Origin of the sequence: Mycobacterium sp. NPDC049093, assembly GCF_040704635.1 — a bacterium.
Taxonomy (GTDB): domain Bacteria; phylum Actinomycetota; class Actinomycetes; order Mycobacteriales; family Mycobacteriaceae; genus Mycobacterium.
In genome coordinates this window covers 648,683-664,163 of sequence record NZ_JBEZJS010000003.1, presented here as the reverse complement: position 1 = coordinate 664,163, position 15,481 = coordinate 648,683, and the positions used below count along the sequence as shown (strand labels likewise).

17 protein-coding genes are annotated in these 15,481 nt (G+C 67.4%); 7 read left to right on the top strand and 10 right to left on the bottom strand.

Features of this window, described 5'->3' with window-relative positions; translation table 11 throughout:
• Positions 1–117 precede the first annotated feature (117 nt).
• Positions 118–942, top strand: a complete 825-nt coding sequence (locus AB0876_RS13640; RefSeq protein ID WP_491838838.1) for a trypsin-like serine peptidase — start codon at positions 118–120, stop codon at positions 940–942.
• Here AB0876_RS13640 and sthA read toward each other — a convergent pair.
• Complete coding sequence (gene sthA, locus AB0876_RS13635) at positions 936–2,342, bottom strand: Si-specific NAD(P)(+) transhydrogenase (protein WP_526042348.1); 1,407 nt, start codon at positions 2,340–2,342, stop codon at positions 936–938. The two genes, AB0876_RS13640 and sthA, sit on opposite strands and share 7 nt — an antisense overlap.
• 170 nt (positions 2,343–2,512) lie before the next feature.
• Here sthA and AB0876_RS13630 point away from each other — a divergent pair, with 170 nt between their 5' ends.
• Positions 2,513–3,580 (top strand): DUF4192 domain-containing protein, encoded by a 1,068-nt coding sequence (locus AB0876_RS13630; RefSeq protein WP_491838840.1) that lies wholly within the window; start codon positions 2,513–2,515, stop codon positions 3,578–3,580.
• Between the two features lie 4 nt (positions 3,581–3,584).
• On the opposite strand, the gene AB0876_RS13625 is transcribed toward AB0876_RS13630, so the two are convergent.
• From AB0876_RS13625 to AB0876_RS13615, 3 genes are all read right to left on the bottom strand, one after another.
• Positions 3,585–4,274: an iron-dependent transcriptional repressor DtxR gene (locus tag AB0876_RS13625; RefSeq protein ID WP_055113255.1), complete on the bottom strand. Its 690-nt coding sequence runs from the start codon at positions 4,272–4,274 to the stop codon at positions 3,585–3,587.
• Between the two features lie 203 nt (positions 4,275–4,477).
• Entirely contained in the window at positions 4,478–5,467 is a 990-nt protein-coding gene (locus tag AB0876_RS13620; RefSeq protein WP_268952398.1) for a sigma-70 family RNA polymerase sigma factor, read from the bottom strand.
• Positions 5,468–5,584: 117 nt separating this feature from the next.
• Positions 5,585–6,013, bottom strand: a complete 429-nt coding sequence (locus AB0876_RS13615; RefSeq protein ID WP_491838841.1) for a DUF3099 domain-containing protein — start codon at positions 6,011–6,013, stop codon at positions 5,585–5,587.
• 77 nt (positions 6,014–6,090) lie between these two features.
• Between AB0876_RS13615 and AB0876_RS13610 the strand changes: the two genes are divergently transcribed.
• Entirely contained in the window at positions 6,091–6,327 is a 237-nt protein-coding gene (locus AB0876_RS13610) for a DUF3039 domain-containing protein (protein ID WP_055113262.1), read from the top strand.
• Here AB0876_RS13610 and AB0876_RS13605 read toward each other — a convergent pair.
• Both AB0876_RS13605 and AB0876_RS13600 read right to left on the bottom strand, forming a co-directional pair.
• Positions 6,317–7,315 (bottom strand): YihY/virulence factor BrkB family protein, encoded by a 999-nt coding sequence (locus AB0876_RS13605; protein WP_491838842.1) that lies wholly within the window; start codon positions 7,313–7,315, stop codon positions 6,317–6,319. The two genes, AB0876_RS13610 and AB0876_RS13605, sit on opposite strands and share 11 nt — an antisense overlap.
• Before the next feature lie 64 nt (positions 7,316–7,379).
• Entirely contained in the window at positions 7,380–7,571 is a 192-nt protein-coding gene (locus tag AB0876_RS13600; RefSeq protein ID WP_055113266.1) for a DUF7455 domain-containing protein, read from the bottom strand.
• Between the two features lie 159 nt (positions 7,572–7,730).
• Here AB0876_RS13600 and AB0876_RS13595 point away from each other — a divergent pair, with 159 nt between their 5' ends.
• The 4 genes from AB0876_RS13595 to AB0876_RS13580 all read left to right on the top strand — a co-directional run bounded on the left by AB0876_RS13595 (position 7,731) and on the right by AB0876_RS13580 (position 11,135).
• Positions 7,731–8,105, top strand: coding sequence for a DUF952 domain-containing protein (locus AB0876_RS13595; protein WP_491838843.1), 375 nt, complete (start codon positions 7,731–7,733; stop codon positions 8,103–8,105).
• A 43-nt stretch (positions 8,106–8,148) separates the two neighbouring features.
• Complete coding sequence (locus AB0876_RS13590; protein ID WP_491838844.1) at positions 8,149–8,787, top strand: TetR/AcrR family transcriptional regulator; 639 nt, start codon at positions 8,149–8,151, stop codon at positions 8,785–8,787.
• An 87-nt stretch (positions 8,788–8,874) separates the two neighbouring features.
• The gene (locus tag AB0876_RS13585) at positions 8,875–10,071 is read left to right on the top strand and encodes an LLM class flavin-dependent oxidoreductase (RefSeq protein ID WP_526042203.1); all 1,197 of its coding nucleotides are present in this window, start codon (positions 8,875–8,877) and stop codon (positions 10,069–10,071) included.
• Positions 10,071–11,135, top strand: a complete 1,065-nt coding sequence (locus AB0876_RS13580) for an alcohol dehydrogenase catalytic domain-containing protein (protein ID WP_491838846.1) — start codon at positions 10,071–10,073, stop codon at positions 11,133–11,135. The genes AB0876_RS13585 and AB0876_RS13580 overlap by 1 nt, the downstream gene beginning before the upstream one ends.
• A 49-nt stretch (positions 11,136–11,184) precedes the next feature.
• Here the strand turns inward: AB0876_RS13580 and AB0876_RS13575 are convergent, their stop codons facing one another.
• From AB0876_RS13575 to AB0876_RS13560, 4 genes are read right to left on the bottom strand one after another with little or no spacing between them, the layout of a single operon-like run.
• On the bottom strand, positions 11,185–11,958 hold the full coding sequence (locus AB0876_RS13575; RefSeq protein WP_526042202.1) for a glucose 1-dehydrogenase: 774 nt from the start codon (positions 11,956–11,958) through the stop codon (positions 11,185–11,187).
• Entirely contained in the window at positions 11,958–12,755 is a 798-nt protein-coding gene (locus AB0876_RS13570; RefSeq protein ID WP_526042201.1) for an SDR family NAD(P)-dependent oxidoreductase, read from the bottom strand. The genes AB0876_RS13575 and AB0876_RS13570 overlap by 1 nt, the downstream gene beginning before the upstream one ends.
• 20 nt (positions 12,756–12,775) lie before the next feature.
• On the bottom strand, positions 12,776–13,765 hold the full coding sequence (locus AB0876_RS13565; protein WP_526042200.1) for an alpha/beta hydrolase: 990 nt from the start codon (positions 13,763–13,765) through the stop codon (positions 12,776–12,778).
• Complete coding sequence (locus AB0876_RS13560) at positions 13,762–15,408, bottom strand: class I adenylate-forming enzyme family protein (RefSeq protein WP_526042199.1); 1,647 nt, start codon at positions 15,406–15,408, stop codon at positions 13,762–13,764. The genes AB0876_RS13565 and AB0876_RS13560 overlap by 4 nt, the downstream gene beginning before the upstream one ends.
• Positions 15,409–15,481: the final 73 nt, after the last annotated feature.

Sequence of the window (15,481 nt, the reverse complement as noted above, 5' to 3'; positions counted from 1 at the left end):
TCCAGTGTCCCGCATACCCGTCCTGCGGGTTCGTTCCGCCCCGCTTGTGCGTTCGAACGCGCCGGGCTGGGGGTCGCATTCCGGCAGTTCTCCGCGCGATCAGGCAAAATCGTGATGATGCGCGCGACCCGGATGGCGAAATTCACAGTCGCGGCTGCCCTGACGGCGGCCGGGGCGGCGGCGTGCACCGTTCCGGGCCCCACCACCGGTGGGGCGGCAGCCAGCCTCACGACCGCCCCGCCGAGCAGCACACCGGCTGCGGCCAGCGCGTTGTCGCAGGCCGGGGTCGAGTCGGTGACGCCGGATCGTCGGGTGGGGGCGCTCTTCCTGGGCGATACCACGACGCACACCTGTAGCGGGTCGGTGCTGGCCACCCCGACAGCTGACCTCATCCTGACGGCCGCGCACTGCCTGCTCGACGGTGTCGACACCACGTTCGTCCCCGGTTTCGGCGCGGGCGCCGGTGACACCTGGCACGTGAGCAGCGTGTATCTGGACTCGCGCTGGCTCGCCAACCAGGATCCTCAGGCCGACTATGCGATCGTGCGGGTGACCGGGGATTCCACCGCCAGCCTGCTGGCCGAATCCGGTGGCGGGCTGACCCTGGGGTCGGCGCCGGCGGCGGGCAGCCCGGTGACGGTGACCGGTTACCCGATGGGTGAAGGCGGCAGCCCGATGGCGTGCCGCGGCGCGACCGAGTCGTCACTGCAGGGATTCCCGGCCCTGGCCTGTGCGGGCGTGACCGATGGTTTCAGCGGTGCCCCGTGGGTTTCGGGGTCGACGGTGACCGGGTTGGTCGGCGGACTCGACGGCGGCGGCTGCGACGACGACGTGTCCTACTCACCGCGCTTCGACGACCGGATCGCGCGCCTGCTCGTCCGCGCCGAGGCCGACGGCCCCGGCGACGCGGCGCCGGCGGCCCTCGAATCGGACTGTCAGTAGCGGAACTGGTTGAGCGCGCGCAGCTTGTTCATCACGTCCAGCGCCGCGACCTTGTAGGCCTCGGAGAACGTCGGATAGTTGAACACCGCGTCGACGAGGTATTCGACGGTGCCGCCGCAACCCATCACGGCCTGCCCGATGTGGACCATCTCGGTGGCATTGGTACCGAAGATGTGCACCCCCAGTAGCCGCAGATCCTCGGTGGACACGAGCAGTTTCAGCATCCCGTAGGAATCCCCGGCGATCTGCCCGCGCGCCAGTTCGCGGTACCGGGATACGCCGACCTCATACGGAATCGAATCCTTGGTCAGATCGACCTCGGTCGCCCCGACGAACGACACCTCAGGGATCGAGTAGATGCCGATCGGCTGCAGGCTCATCATGGCCTTGGTGGGTTCGCCGAAGGCGTGGTACGCGGCTAACCGGCCCTGCTCCATGGATGTCGCGGCCAGCGCCGGGAATCCGATGACGTCGCCGACCGCGTAGATGTGGTCCACCTTGGTGGTGAAGTTGTCGTCGACGTAGATGCGGCCGCGGGCGTCGGCCTCCAGACCGGCGTTGGCCAGGTCGAGGTGATCCGTCTGGCCCTGGCGTCCGGCCGAATACATCACGGTCTCGGCGGGGATCTGCTTGCCGCTGGCGAGGGTGGTCACCGTGCCCGAGGTGCCGATGTCGACGGCGGTCACCTCTTCGCCGAACCGGAACGTCACCGCGAGGTCGCGGAGGTGGAAGCGCAACGACTCGATGATCTCGGGATCGCAGAACTCCAGCATGTCGTCGCGCTTCTCCACCACGGTGACCTTGGTGCCCAGCGCCGCGAACATCGAGGCGTACTCGATGCCGATGACCCCGGCGCCGACCACCACCATCGAGGTGGGCAGGGTCGCGAGATTGAGGATGCCGTCGGAATCGAGCACGCGTGCCTCGTCGAACGTGACGCCGGCCGGTCGGGCCGGTTTGGTTCCGGTGGCGATCACGATGAAACGGCCACGGACAGTGACCAATTCAGCTCGGTTGGGATCCTCGACGAGGATCGTGTGCTCGTCGGAGAATCGGCCGTGCCCGGTGTACAGCTCGATGCGGTTACGCATCAGCTGAGACCGCACGACGTCGATCTCCTTGCCGATGACGTGCTGGGTGCGGGACAGCAGATCGGCGGGGGTGATCTTGTCCTTGACGCGGTAGCTCGCGCCGTAGAGTTCGCGCTGGCTCATACCGGTCAGGTAGACGACGGCCTCACGCAACGTCTTGGACGGAATGGTGCCGGTGTTGACGCACACTCCGCCGAGCATCATGCCCCGCTCGATCACCGCAACGGTCTTGCCCAGTTTCGCTGCGGCGATGGCGGCGCGCTGGCCCCCAGGACCCGAACCGATGACAACGAGGTCATATTCCTGCATCGAACCCATGGGTCAACTGTCTACGCGGGGTTGCGGAACCGGCACATGTGGCTGACGCCGAATACCGAGTGAACAAACGGGTTATCCCCAGCGCAGAGTCCATCCCCAACCACTGCCGCCGCCCGGTTCGGGCCGCGATCGGTGACGGGGCGGGTTGGCACGGTCGGGCCATGACTACACCATCGCCCTCCTCGCCCGAGTTCGACTTCCACCTCAACCGCCCCGGCGCGCTGATCGCCGCACTGCCCGCGGTGCTCGGCTTCGTCCCGCACCGCAGCCTCGTGCTCGTCACCGTCGACCGGGGCGAGTTGGGCTGCGTCATGCGCGCCGATCTGGCCGACGACATGTCGGGCCGCGTCGCGCACCTCGTCGACCTCGCGGCGAACGCCGGCGCGGACGCCGTGATCGCTGTGGTCGTGGACGATCACAGCCGGGACTGCCGGGTGTGCGATGACCGCTACCGCGACCTCGCGGCGGTGCTGGACGAGGCGCTGGCCGCGGACGGCATCGAGCTCTACGCCGCGCACGTGGTGGACAAGGTGGCCGCCGGGGGGTTCTGGCACTGCGCCGACGGTTGTGGCGCAGAGGGATACGTGGACGACCCGGGCGCGTCACCACTGGCGGCAGCTGCGGTGCTCGACGGCCGGCGGCTCTACGGCAGCCGTGACGAGCTACTTCGGGTGATCCGGCCGGACCTCGTGGCCGCGGCCTCGATGAAACGGCCATTGGAGCTCGCGGCGCAGCGGCCGGGGTGCCCGGACATCCGGCCCGACGACGAGGTGCGCGGGGACGTCGAGGCCGCAATGCGGGCAGCGGCGCAGGTGGCCGAGGGAGATGCGCCCGGCAGTACCGAGTTGGCGCGGTTGGCCGTCGGGTTGGCCGATCCGAGGGTCCGCGACACGCTCTATGCGCTGGCGGTCGGGGAGTGCGCGGAGCAGGCCGAAGCGTTGTGGGCGCTGTTGGCCCGTAATCTGCCCGATCCGTGGCGCGCCGAAGCGCTTGTTCTGCTGGCCTTCTCGGCGTATGCGCGGGGCGACGGGCCGCTGGCCGGGGTATCGCTCGATGCCGCGTTGGACGCACGGCCCACGCACCGGATGGCGGGCATGCTCGACACCGCGCTACAAGCGGGCATGCGGCCGGAGCGCATCCGGGAGCTGGCGGTCACCGGCTATCGGTTGGCCGAACAGCTCGGCGTGCAACTGCCGCCACGGCGGACGTGGCGCCGCAGGGCCGGTTGAGTGGCTAGACCTTCTCGACGCGGACCGCGTGCGCCATGTGATGGGGCAACTCGACCTGCTCGTGCCCCGGGATCACGATCATCACGCCGCCGTGGTCATTGGCCTCGACGGTGACCCTCGCATTGGGTACCACGCCGGCATCCTTGAGTCGACCGATGAGTTCGGTGTCGCCCTGAACGTGTTCGGTGAGTTGGCGGACCACCACGGCCACCGGCAGCCCGACCGGGAGTTCGGTGAGCCGGACCAGGCTGACATCGTCGTAGCCCGCTGCGCCGACGCCGAGGTCCGACAGGCCCGGGATGGGATTGCCGAACGGCGAGGTGGTGGGGTTGTCGAGCACCTGCACCAAGCGCCGCTCCACGTCCTCGCTCATCACGTGCTCCCAGCGGCAGGCTTCGGCGTGGACGTCCTCCCACGGCAACCCGATCACGTCGACGAGCAACCGTTCGGCCAACCGGTGCTTACGCATCACGGCAACCGCCAGCGCACGTCCCTTGTCGGTCAGCTCCAGGTGGCGGTCACCGGCGACGTGCAGCAGGCCGTCGCGTTCCATGCGCGACACCGTCTGGCTGACCGTCGGACCGCTTTGGTCGAGCCGCTCGGCAATGCGGGCGCGCAGCGGCACCACGCCCTCTTCCTCGAGGTCGTAGATCGTCCGCAGGTACATCTCGGTGGTGTCGACCAGATCGTTCATGCGCGCCTTCCCAGCCCAAACGTCACGGCTCAGTCTACCGTTTCCGGCTCTTGAACTGCGGCGCAACATCGGGGCGTCGGGCACCTCACAGCCTGGGGCAAAACCCCAGGACATGGGCCCGGAACCGCCCGGCGAGGCCCGAAACAGCTCCAGATGTGCGACGTGCCCCGCCGGAAACCGACGGGGCACATCTGGCGGAGGGACTAGCTGGCGTAGGAGCGGAGCCGGTCCGCACGCTCGCCGTTGCGGAGCTTGGACATGACCTCACGCTCGATCTGGCGGACCCGCTCGCGGGACAGACCGAACAGCTTGCCGATCTGATCGAGGGTGCGGGGCTGACCGTCGTCGAGGCCGAACCGCAGCCGGATCACCTGCTGCTCACGCTCGTCGAGCGTGGCCAGCACGTGGCGGATGTCGGTGTGCAGCAGTTCGGAGATGACGGCGTTCTCGGCGGACATCGCATTCTCGTCCTCGATGAAGTCGCCCAGTGGGGCCTCCTCGTCGGTGCCGACCGGCATGTCCAGGCTCACCGGGTCCCGGCTGTGCTCCAGCAGGTCGTTGATCTTCTCGACCGGGATGCCGGACTCCTCGGCCAGTTCCTCGTCGGTGGCCTCGCGGCCCAGGTTCTGGTGCATCTCCCGCTTGATCCGCGCCAGCTTGTTGACCTGCTCGACGAGGTGGACCGGGAGCCGGATGGTGCGGCTCTGGTCCGCCATCCCGCGGGTGATCGCCTGGCGAATCCACCAGGTGGCGTACGTGGAGAACTTGAAGCCCTTGGAGTAGTCGAACTTCTCCATCGCGCGGATCAGGCCCAGGTTGCCTTCCTGGATCAGATCCAGCAGCGGCATGCCGCGACCGGTGTAGCGCTTGGCCAGCGACACCACCAGGCGGAGGTTGGCCTCCAGCAGGTGCCGCCGTGCTGCCTCACCGTCGCGGACGACGGTGGCCAGATCACGCTTCCGGTTCTCGCCCAGGCGCTTCTTGGTGTTCAGCACGTGCTGGGCGTACAAGCCCGCCTCGATGCGCTTTGCGAGTTCTACCTCATCGGCGGCGTTGAGCAACGCCGTTTTGCCAATGCCGTTCAGATACACGCGCACGAGGTCGGCGGCAGGGCTCTGGGCATCCAGATCACTGTCGACGCGGCTTGTGGTGGCATTTGCCATGACGGCCTCCTGATCAGCTCGAACTGTCATGATCTACAACGTCGTAGACCCCATGAGAGTTCCCGCCGACCGCCGGATTCATGCCCGTTGAGCTGCGGTTTTTCCGAACCGACCTGAGAATGTCCTGAGAATGGCTAAAGAAGCCGCTCAGCTGGGCTCATCGCGGTCGGTCCGCGCTGCGTCCGGTTGCGGTGGCATAAACGGGTCCTTCTGTAACGCCGGCCGCTCTGCGGTGGGGAACAGTGGGATCCGCTCGCCGCGGCCGGCATAACGCCGTGGTTCCTCGGCGCTTCGCGGGGGACGGTCATTGGCGATCAGCACGGCCATCCAGGGCAACGGTATCGACGCCACGATGATCGCGAGCGAGATGAGTCCGTTCTGCCAGATGTTGTAGGCGACCGCGGCGAGGATGAGCGCCGGGATGCGGAAGGCCATCAACGTCAGATACTTGCGGACGCGTTGGCGGTGCTGCACTTCGTAGGCAGGTGCGGCTTTGGTGATGAGAACCGGGCGGGCTTCCTTGCCGAAATCGTCGCCGAAATCGTCGTCGAAACTCAGCTCGTGGCTTTGTTTCATGCCTCTACTGTTCCACACCCTGACCGGGTCGTGGCATGCGGATTTCCCTATGCCCCGCAGCCAGGCACAATAAAACTATGCAGACCCAGACCATCGAGCGCCCGGACACCGACGAACGCGTCGACGACGGGACCGACGACGACAGCCCCAAGTTCTTCCATTACGTCAAGAAAAACAAGATCGCCGAAAGTGCGGTCATGGGCACGCATGTGGTCGCGCTGTGCGGCGAGGTGTTCCCGGTGACCAAGTCGGCCAAGCCGGGCTCTCCGGTGTGCCCGGATTGCAAGAAGATCTACGAATCGCTCAAGAAGTAGGCGGCGGCGGTTCGACCGGCTCGGGCGCGGGTGTTTCTGCCGGCGCCTGGGCCTCGTCATTGTGGGAGCCGTTGAGGGCTTTGTCCTCCAGCCATTCCCGCAGCCGCCTGGCATGCGTGTCCGACGCCGGCCACTCCTCTTGGATCGCCGCATTCAGTTCGGCGCCGAGCATGATGGCAAAACCCAGGAAGAACGCGAACAGCAGGAACGCTATCGGCGTGGCGAGTGCGCCGTAGGTGTAGCCGGTGCTCGTGATCCAGGTCAGGTAGATCCGCAGCCCGAACGTGGCGACGAGGAACACCACCGTCGCCAGCACCGCTCCCAGCACCAGTCGGTGCGTCGGGATCGGAGCCGGCAGTGAGACCCGGTACAGCACAGTCACCCCCACGAACACCGCGAGGAACAGCGCCGGGTAGTAGCCGTAGCGCAGTGCGTTGTCCAGACTGTCCGGAATGTGCTCGGACACCGCCCGCGGCCCGAGCGCCAGCAGCGGCGCTATCCCGATGGCAGAGACGAGCATGACGACGTACAGGCCCAACGCATAGAAGCGTTGCCGCACCGGATGCCGCAGCGGCGTCTGATCATGGGCCTCCACGATGGAGTCCACGAACGCCGACACCGCCGACGACCCGGCCCACAAAGAGATCACGAAACCCACCGACACCACCTCGCCGCGGGCGCCCCTGACGATGTCGCGGATCGTCGGTTCGATGATCTCGTTGACGACGTTGGGGGAGAAGAAGCTGTTCGCCGCGTTGATCAGCTGATCCTGAATCGTCGGCAGGGTGTCCGGCCCAAACAACGGTGCGATGTAGGCCAGGCTGCCGAGCATCCCCAGTAGCAGGGGAGGAAGTGACAACGCGCACCAGAACGCCGCCTGTGCCGATTCCGAGAAGATGGAATCGTCCCAGCTCTTCGACAACGTGCGTCGAGTGAGATGCCAGATGTGGTGGCGTGATGGTGGTACTGGAAGCGGCTGGCCAGTCATGACCAGTCAAGCATTACTGACGAAACGTGCTCCTGCCCAGGCGGGTGGTGCCGGCTGTTGGCGGTCAGGCGTCTGCCGCGCTGGTCTCCAGCACTGCTGCCAGCTCGACCAACTTTGCTTCGTGCTCGTTCGCGTGGTGCTGGCAGAAGAGCAACTCGGCCCCCGAGGGCAGCTTCGCGCGCACGCGTGCGGCCGCACCGCAACGATCGCAGCGGTCGGCTCTGGTTAGCTCCGGGCTTGTCAGAGTTGCGTTCATGGCTCCTCCGTCTTCTGCTCTGCGCATCTCGGCAAAGGCGCCTTGATTGCGTATGTCTACTCTGTCAGACGTTTTGGATTCCGGCCTTGTTCCCCAAGGGTTCACCGGTGTGTCGTGTCTCACTTGGCCGCCGTGTTGCTGGCCCGGCAAGCTGACGGTATGCATCCATCCCCGCGTGTCCTGGTTCACTTGTGCAGCGTCGAGGATTGGCTGACGGCTCAGCGTAGCGGTGAGCACCGTCCGGACTCGCTCGGGGCGCAGGGCTTCGTCCACCTCTCGGCGCCTGAGCAGGTGCATCTGCCGGCGAATCGGCTGTACTCCGGACGGCGCGACCTGGTGCTGCTGCACATCGATCCGGCGAAGTTGACCGATCCGGTGCGCTGGGAACCCGGAGTTCCGACGGACCCCGACGCGATGTTGTTTCCGCATCTGTACGGTCCGTTGCCGGTGGACGCTGTGATGACCACCACGACCTATGCGCCCGATGGCGAGGGTCGGTTTACGCCGCTCACCGACGACACGCCGTCGGCGTAGAGCGCAGCTGAGCAGCCTGCTCGGCGCGTGACATGCTCGTCGGGTGTCTGTCGCGGCCCAGAACCGGCAGGGCGCGGCCACGCGGCTGCGCCTGGTGAAGGCTGCCGAACGGCTGTTCGCCGCCCAGGGGGTGGACGCGGTGTCGGTGCGGGCGGTCAATGCGGCCGCGGGACTCGGCGCGGCCTCGGTGCACTATCACTTCGGCTCCAAGGACGACCTGCTGCGCGCGGTGCTCACCGACATCGGTGCGCCGGTGCGCGACGAGATCGCGGCCAACGTGGCGGCACTCGCGGCCGATCCGAACGCGCCGAGCGCTGATGCCCTTGTCCGCGCGGTCACCGAGCCGTATCTGAAACTGTTGCTCCGCCACCGGGTCCGGGGGATGCGGTGGATCAAGATCATCGCTCAGATCTCGCAGGACAACAATCCGGTGATGCTCGACACCGAGCAGCACCTGCCCGAGGAGTTGTTCACCCAGGTGCAGCGGGCGTTTCCGGACTCTGATCCGGCGCGCCTGGAGTTGCGCTGGGCCATCTCGATCATGAACTTCATCCAGGCGCTGAGCCGGGCCGACGGATGGCGCCGCAACGGGAACCGGCTGGACGAGACCGAACTGCGGGACTTCTACGAAGACCTGGTGCGGTTCGTCGTCGGCGGCGTCGATCGGCTGCTCGGGGCCTGACCCATCACGGCGGTGCCGGAGGGGTTTCGCAGGCCCAAATTTATGGATCACTTGATCCAATCAGTCGATCCAGATAACGTGCCGGGCATGTGGAATTCGAGTTCGATAAAGTTCGGCGCGTTCCTGGCGCCCTATCACCCCCTCAACGCCGACCCGGCCCTGCAGCTGCGCCGCGACATCGACTTGATGGAGCATCTCGACCATCTCGGTTTCGATGAGGCCTGGATGGGTGAGCACCACTCGACCGGATCTGAAATCGTTCCTGCGCCCGACGTTTTCATCGCGGCAGCGGCCGAGCGCACCGAGCGCATCCGGTTCGGCACCGGCGTGATGTCGCTGCCGTACCACCACCCGCTGGTCACCGCGGACCGCATCACCCAGCTCGATCTGCAGACCCGCGGCCGGCTGATCGTCGGCACCGGGCCGGGCAAGATCCCGCTGGACGCACACATGATGGGGATCAACCCGATCGACCAGCGCCGCATGCAGGGCGAGGCGCTGGAGGCGGTGCTGCGTCTGCTGCGCGGCGAGGTCGTCAACATGGCGACCGACTGGTTCACCCTGCGCGACGGGCGGGCCCAGCTGCCGACCTACGACCCGGCCGGCATCGAGGTGGCGACCGCCTCGACCATCTCGCCGAACGGCTCGGTGCTCGCCGGTACGCACGGATTGTCCCTGCTGTCACTGGCCGCCAGCTCACCCAGCGGGTTCGACGTACTCGACCGCAACTGGGGTGTGTACGAGAAGGTTTCGGCCGAGAACGGGTATCAGGCGGACCGCTCCACCTGGCGCCTGGTCAATCCGATGTTCATCGCCGAGACCCGGGCCGAAGCCGAGCGGGCCGTCAGCCGCCGGATCCATGCCATCGCCGAGTACGTCAACCGGCAGCAGGGCATCAGCCCCGACTGGGCGCAGACGCCCGAGGGCATCATCAACCAGTGGCGCACCGACAATCTGGGCGAGTTCGGTCAGGTCATCATCGGTACCCCGGAGGACGCGATCGCTCAGATCGAACGCCTCATCGACAAGACCGGCGGGTTCGGCACCCTTCTGATCATGCATGTGGACATGGCGAGTTGGGAGGACACCAAGCGCAGTTACGAGCTGTTCGCGTCGGAGGTCGTCCCGCACTTCAAGAACCGCAACGCGGGCCGGCAGGCCAGCATGCAGTTCGCCGAGGACAACAGCGAATACCTGCTGGGCGGCCTGATCGGCGCAATCACCCAGGCGCACACCGACTATTACGGCCAGCCTGCCGAGCAGCTCGCCGGGCAGGGGGCGTGATGCGCGCCGCGGAGTACTTCGACGGTCAGTTCACCGTCACCGATGTCACCGAACCGCCCGCCACCGGGCCCGGGCAACTGCGCGTCAAAGTGGCCGCCTGCGGCATCTGCGGCAGTGACCTGAGCATGTCCAAGGATCCGTGCCGGTTCGTCGAGGTGGCCGCCGGTGCGGGGTATCCATTCGCGGTGTTCGACGCCACCCGTCCGGTGGTTCTCGGCCACGAGTGGTCCGGCACCGTCGTCGAAACCGGCCCGGGTGTCGAGGATTTCACCCAGGGGGACCGGGTCACCGGGCTCGGCATCACCACAGAGCAGGGCAACGGAATGCCGACGATCATCGGCTACTCGAACCGATACCACGGGGCCTTCGGCGAGTTCATCGTCGTTGACGCCTTCTGGGTTCGGCACGTGCCCGACGGTCTGTCGCTGGAGCACGCCGCTCTGGCCGAGCCGCTCCACGTCGGCGAGATGCATATGCAGCAGTCGGGTCTGACGCCCGCGGACACCGCTCTGGTGATCGGATGCGGATCGATCGGTCTGGGAACGATCCTGGCCGCCAAGGCCGCCGGGGCGCACACCGTCATCGCGTCGGAGCCGTCACCCAAGCGCCGCGAGCTCGCCGCGAAGATGGGTGCCGACATCGTCGTCGACCCCGACGAGCAGGATCCGATCGCCGTGTACAACGAGCTGCTGGGCAGTGGGAAGACCGCCCGGGCCGATCCGCAGGGTCTCCTGATCGCCTACGAGTGCAGCGGACGCGTCGGCACCCTGAACACACTGACCCACACCCTGCCGTGGGGTTCGCGTATCCAGGTGGTGGCCTCGCCGTTCGCCGAGGAGACCATCATCCCGGTGGTCGCCCAGATGCGGCAGATCGCCATCAATTTCGGTCACGGCCCCTACGACCAGGCCTACGAGAAGGTGCTGGCACGGCTGGCCGCAGGCGAGATCGATGCCGAGGCGATCATCACCGGGCGGGTCGGCCTCGACGGCCTGGGTGATGCGTTCGAGGCGCTGCGTGACCCCGAGGCGCACGTCAAGATCCTGGTCCTGCCGGGGCAGTGAGGGTGCGTCGGCGCTCTGCACGCAGGGCGCCGACTCCTGCTCTCGGGGGTCAGTTGGTGTGGACCGGGGTCACCGGGATCCGGCCCGCGCTGGCACCACCGTCCACGGTCAGATCCGCGCCGGTGATGTACGACGACGCATCTGAGGCCAGGAAGGCGACGACATCGGCGACCTCCTCGGGCGTGCCCACGCGGGTCAGCGGCGCACCGGGATGGCCACCCAGTCCGCGTTCGACCTCGAGATGGGCGATCATCGGGGTGTCGATCATGCCGGGATAGACGGTGTTGACCCGAATACCCAACGGGCCCAGCTCGATCGCCGCGACCTTCGACATCCCGCGCAGGCCCCACTTGGAAGCACCGTAGGCGGTGTAGCCGGCCAGCCCCTGCACACCCGCCTGCGACGAGATGTTGACGATCGATCCGCCGCCGGCGGCCTGCATCGGCTCGGTGACGGCCTGCATGCCGAGGAACGCGCCGATGAGATTGACCCGTAGCATCTGCTCGAACCCGGCGGTGTCCTGCTCGGCCAGTGGCACCACCTTGCAGATGGCGGCGTTGTTGACCAGCACGTCGACGCGGCCGAATTCGCGCACAGCGGTGTCGACCACTGTGCGCCAGTCATTTTCGTTGCCGACGTCGTGGCGGACGAAGCGGGCGGCGGCGCCGATGGACGCGGCGACCCGCTCACCCTCCTCGACGAGGAGATCGGTCAGCACCACCTTGGCGCCCAGCGCGGCGAACAGCCGCGCCTCGGCCTCGCCCTGTCCGCGGGCGGCGCCGGTGATGATCGCGACCTTGCCGGTCAGGTCCACGCCGGGCATCAGTCGTTGTCCTGGTCGATGCCGGTCAGCATGAGTTCGGAGACGCGGCGGGGGAATTCGGTGAACTTCGCCATCGGGACGATGTTGCGCGGCAGGATGACGTGGCGACGGTTGTTCTCGATGGCATCGGCGATCGCCGCCGAAACCACTGCCGGGTCCAACTGGTCGCGCGGAATCATCCGCCACCGGATCGACCGCTCGATGGTGCGCCGCGCCGGACCGAATGCGCGGATGTGGTCGATCATGTCGGTCTTGACCTCGCCGACCTGGACCAGCGTGGTGCCGACCGGCTTGCCCCGGAGCTCGCCGCGGATGCCCGCGGTGAAATGGCTCAGCCCGGCCTTCGACGTGCCGTACAGGGTCAGTCCAGGCCCCTGCGAAATCGCCCCCATCGACGAGACGTTGACGATGTGGCCCCGCCCGCGCTGGACCATGCGGGGTATCGCCTGGCGGCAGATGTCCATCGGCGCAGCCAGATTGACCTGAAGCAGGTTGCGGATCTGCTCGGGGCTGACCTGATGGAACCGGCCGACGTGGTCGATACCGGCGTTGTTGATCACGATGTCCACCGGTCCGTCGGCCTCGACCCGGTCCAGCAGACCCTCCACGGCCGCCGGGTCACCCAGGTCGGTGGGGTAGGCCTTGCCGCCGATCTCCTTGACGAGCAGGTTGAGCGCTTCGGCGTCACGGGCCACGACGGCGACGTCGACACCGCGCGCGGCCAGCACCTCGGCGATGCTCTTGCCCAGGCCGCGGCTCGCGCCGGTGACCAGAGCGCGGGAGTTCCTCAGCTTCATGGGTTGCCTTTCAGTGGTTTTCAGGTGTGGTCTTGGTTGTTCAGGTCGGACTTCAGGGCGTCGCGGACGACGGCGCACACGTCTTCGGTGGCCTCCGCCGCGGCGGGCAGATGGTCGGCGAGGTTGAAGAAGCCGTGGAAGCCCCGCTCGTAACGCCGGACGCTCACTGTCGCGCCGCCGGCGGCGAGCAGGCGGGCGTACTCCTCGCCTTCCTCGCACAGTGGATCCAGGGCCCCGGTGAGCACGTGCGCATCCGGAAGTCCGGTCAGGTCACCGAGAATCGGCGATGCCGACACCTCGGCCTGCGCGCCGCTCGCGCCGAGGTATTGGGCGGTGAACCACTGCATGTGTTCGGCGGTCAGCACCCCGCTCTTGGTGTGCGGGCTGGACAGCGACGACTTGCGACGCTGATCCACCACCGGGTAGATCAGCAACTGGAACGCGATCGCGGGTCCGCCCCGGTCGCGGGCTGTCATGGCGATCACGGCAGCCAGGTTGCCGCCCGCGCTGTCGCCGGCGATCACGATCCGGGCCGGGTCAGCGCCGAGCTCGACGGCGTGGGCAGCCGTCCATTCTGTTGCCGCCCAGGCATCTTCGACCGCGGCGGGGTAGGGGTGCTCGGGTGCCAGCCGGTAGTCGACCGAGACCACGATCGCGCCGATGCCGTTGGCGAGCCTGCGGCAGCACGAGTCGTGTGAGTCGAGATCACACAGCACGAATCCGCCGCCGTGGAAATAGACCAGTACGGGCAAGGCAGTGCCAGGCTCGGGGTCCGCCGGATGGTAGATCCGGACCGGGATCTCACCTGCGGGACCGGGAACGGTGCGGTCCTCGACGTTGCCCACCGGAACGGGCTGGGCCGGCCGGCGGCTGGCCTTGAGCCGGGCCCGTACCTCGGCCGCCGCCTCGATCGGGTCACTGCTGCCTTCGAGGATCGGGGCGAACGCGTCGCCCATCCGGCCGGCGACCTCGCGCTTCATGGTGTCTTCGGTGGTGCGTGAGCCGCTCACCGGGCACCTCCGGTGAGCTCGCCGCGCAGCACCTTGCCGGTGGCGTTGCGGGGCAGCTTGCCGAGGAACTCGACGTCGCGGGGAATCTTGTACCGGGCCAGGTTCGCCCGCACATAGTCTTTGATCTCATCGGCGCCCAGCGTCGCCCCGTCGACGAGCACCACGTAGGCGTTGAGCCGCTGGCCGAAGTCGTCGTCGCTGACCCCGATCACCGCCACTTCGTCGACCTCGGGATGGCTGGTGATCAGGTTCTCGACCTCCAGTGGGTAGACGTTCTCGCCACCGCAGATCACCATGTCGTCGTCACGGCCGTCGATGTAGAGGCGGCCGGTGTCGTCGAAGTGGCCGACGTCCCCGCTGCTCTGCAATCCGTCGATCGATTCCTTGGTGCGGCCGTCGGTGTAGCCGGCGAAGCTCACGTCACTGCCGGCGAATACCCGTCCGATCACACCGGGTTCGGTGATCTCGTTGCCCGCCGAGTCGTACAGGCGGACGGCACACCCGACCGGGGCCCGGCCGGCGGTGCGTGGATCGTGCTTCAGATCCTCGGGCATCGCCACGGTCATGACCGCGAGTTCGGTTGAGCCGTAGAGGTTGTAGAGCACCGGACCGAACTCGGCCAGGGTGCGCGTGACCAGGTCGGGCGGCATGGCCGAGCCCGAGACGAAGATGATCTTCAGCGACGAGGTGTCGTAGCTGTCGCGAACATCCTTGGGCAGAGCCAGGATTCGCTGCAGCATCGTGGGCACGACGACCAGTACGTCACAGTGGTGGTTCTGGACCGCGCGCAGCGTCTCCTCCGGGTTGAACTTCCGCCGCAGCACCAGGCGGTTGCCCAGGGCCAGCGAGAGCACGGCCTGCCCGAGCCCGGTGCCGTGGAACATCGGCGCGGCCAGCATGCAGGTCTGACCGCGGCGGCGCGGCACCCGGTCCAGCAACTGTGCGGAGAACAGGGGAGAGGTCTTGCCGCGCGGGGCGCCCTTGGGTGTGCCGGTGGTGCCACTGGTCAGCAGCGTCATGCCGCCGGGTTTGGCGGGCGCGGCGACCGGTGCCGGCGAGGTGGCGGCGATCAGACCTTCCAATGAACCCTCGACGTCGGCGGCCGAGCGTTCGTCGGTCCAGGCCAGGAATCGGCGTACGCCCGGATCGATGGCGCTGACGAGGTCGGTGAACTCCTCGTCGTAGATCAGCACGGTGACCTTCTCGCGGGTTGCCACATCGGCGAGCTGCGGCTTGGCGAACCCGGTGTTCATCAGCAGGAGCTGCGCCCCGACCTTACCGGCCGCGGCCAGGACGGTGACCAGGCCGCGGTGGTCCCGGCACAGCGCCGCGATCACCGAGCCCGCACCGATGCCGCGTGAGTTCCAGGCCCGGGCAAGGGCATTGACCCGGTCGTTGAGTTGGGCGAACGTCACGTCACCCCATTCGTCGGTGATCGCGATGGCGTTGGGATCGCGGGTCGCGGCACTTTCGATGACGGCGGCGAAGCCGCCGAACTGGCGGACCAACTTTGCCTGCCGGATCCCGTCGGCCGCTCCACCGGACAGGCCGGACTCACGCAGCACGGCGAGGCTACGGGCGATCACGCGGAACCGGTTGATCCTGGCGGCGAGGCTGGATGGGCGCAGAGTAGCTCGCTTCATGGCGCAAACCGTAGGTCGCATCGGGCCCGGTGCGGGCCCTGAAGTCTCGCTGGCCGAGACAGCTTGTCTCCTG

Coding starts and splice junctions, on each gene's coding strand:
- AB0876_RS13640 (WP_491838838.1), top strand. CDS start 118: ATGCGCGCGACCCGGATGGCGAAATTCACAGTCGCGGCTGCCCTGACG.
- sthA (WP_526042348.1), bottom strand. CDS start 2,342: ATGCAGGAATATGACCTCGTTGTCATCGGTTCGGGTCCTGGGGGCCAG.
- AB0876_RS13630 (WP_491838840.1), top strand. CDS start 2,513: ATGACTACACCATCGCCCTCCTCGCCCGAGTTCGACTTCCACCTCAAC.
- AB0876_RS13625 (WP_055113255.1), bottom strand. CDS start 4,274: ATGAACGATCTGGTCGACACCACCGAGATGTACCTGCGGACGATCTAC.
- AB0876_RS13620 (WP_268952398.1), bottom strand. CDS start 5,467: ATGACAGTTCGAGCTGATCAGGAGGCCGTCATGGCAAATGCCACCACA.
- AB0876_RS13615 (WP_491838841.1), bottom strand. CDS start 6,013: ATGAAACAAAGCCACGAGCTGAGTTTCGACGACGATTTCGGCGACGAT.
- AB0876_RS13610 (WP_055113262.1), top strand. CDS start 6,091: ATGCAGACCCAGACCATCGAGCGCCCGGACACCGACGAACGCGTCGAC.
- AB0876_RS13605 (WP_491838842.1), bottom strand. CDS start 7,315: ATGACTGGCCAGCCGCTTCCAGTACCACCATCACGCCACCACATCTGG.
- AB0876_RS13600 (WP_055113266.1), bottom strand. CDS start 7,571: ATGAACGCAACTCTGACAAGCCCGGAGCTAACCAGAGCCGACCGCTGC.
- AB0876_RS13595 (WP_491838843.1), top strand. CDS start 7,731: ATGCATCCATCCCCGCGTGTCCTGGTTCACTTGTGCAGCGTCGAGGAT.
- AB0876_RS13585 (WP_526042203.1), top strand. CDS start 8,875: ATGTGGAATTCGAGTTCGATAAAGTTCGGCGCGTTCCTGGCGCCCTAT.
- AB0876_RS13580 (WP_491838846.1), top strand. CDS start 10,071: ATGCGCGCCGCGGAGTACTTCGACGGTCAGTTCACCGTCACCGATGTC.
- AB0876_RS13575 (WP_526042202.1), bottom strand. CDS start 11,958: ATGCCCGGCGTGGACCTGACCGGCAAGGTCGCGATCATCACCGGCGCC.
- AB0876_RS13570 (WP_526042201.1), bottom strand. CDS start 12,755: ATGAAGCTGAGGAACTCCCGCGCTCTGGTCACCGGCGCGAGCCGCGGC.
- AB0876_RS13560 (WP_526042199.1), bottom strand. CDS start 15,408: ATGAAGCGAGCTACTCTGCGCCCATCCAGCCTCGCCGCCAGGATCAAC.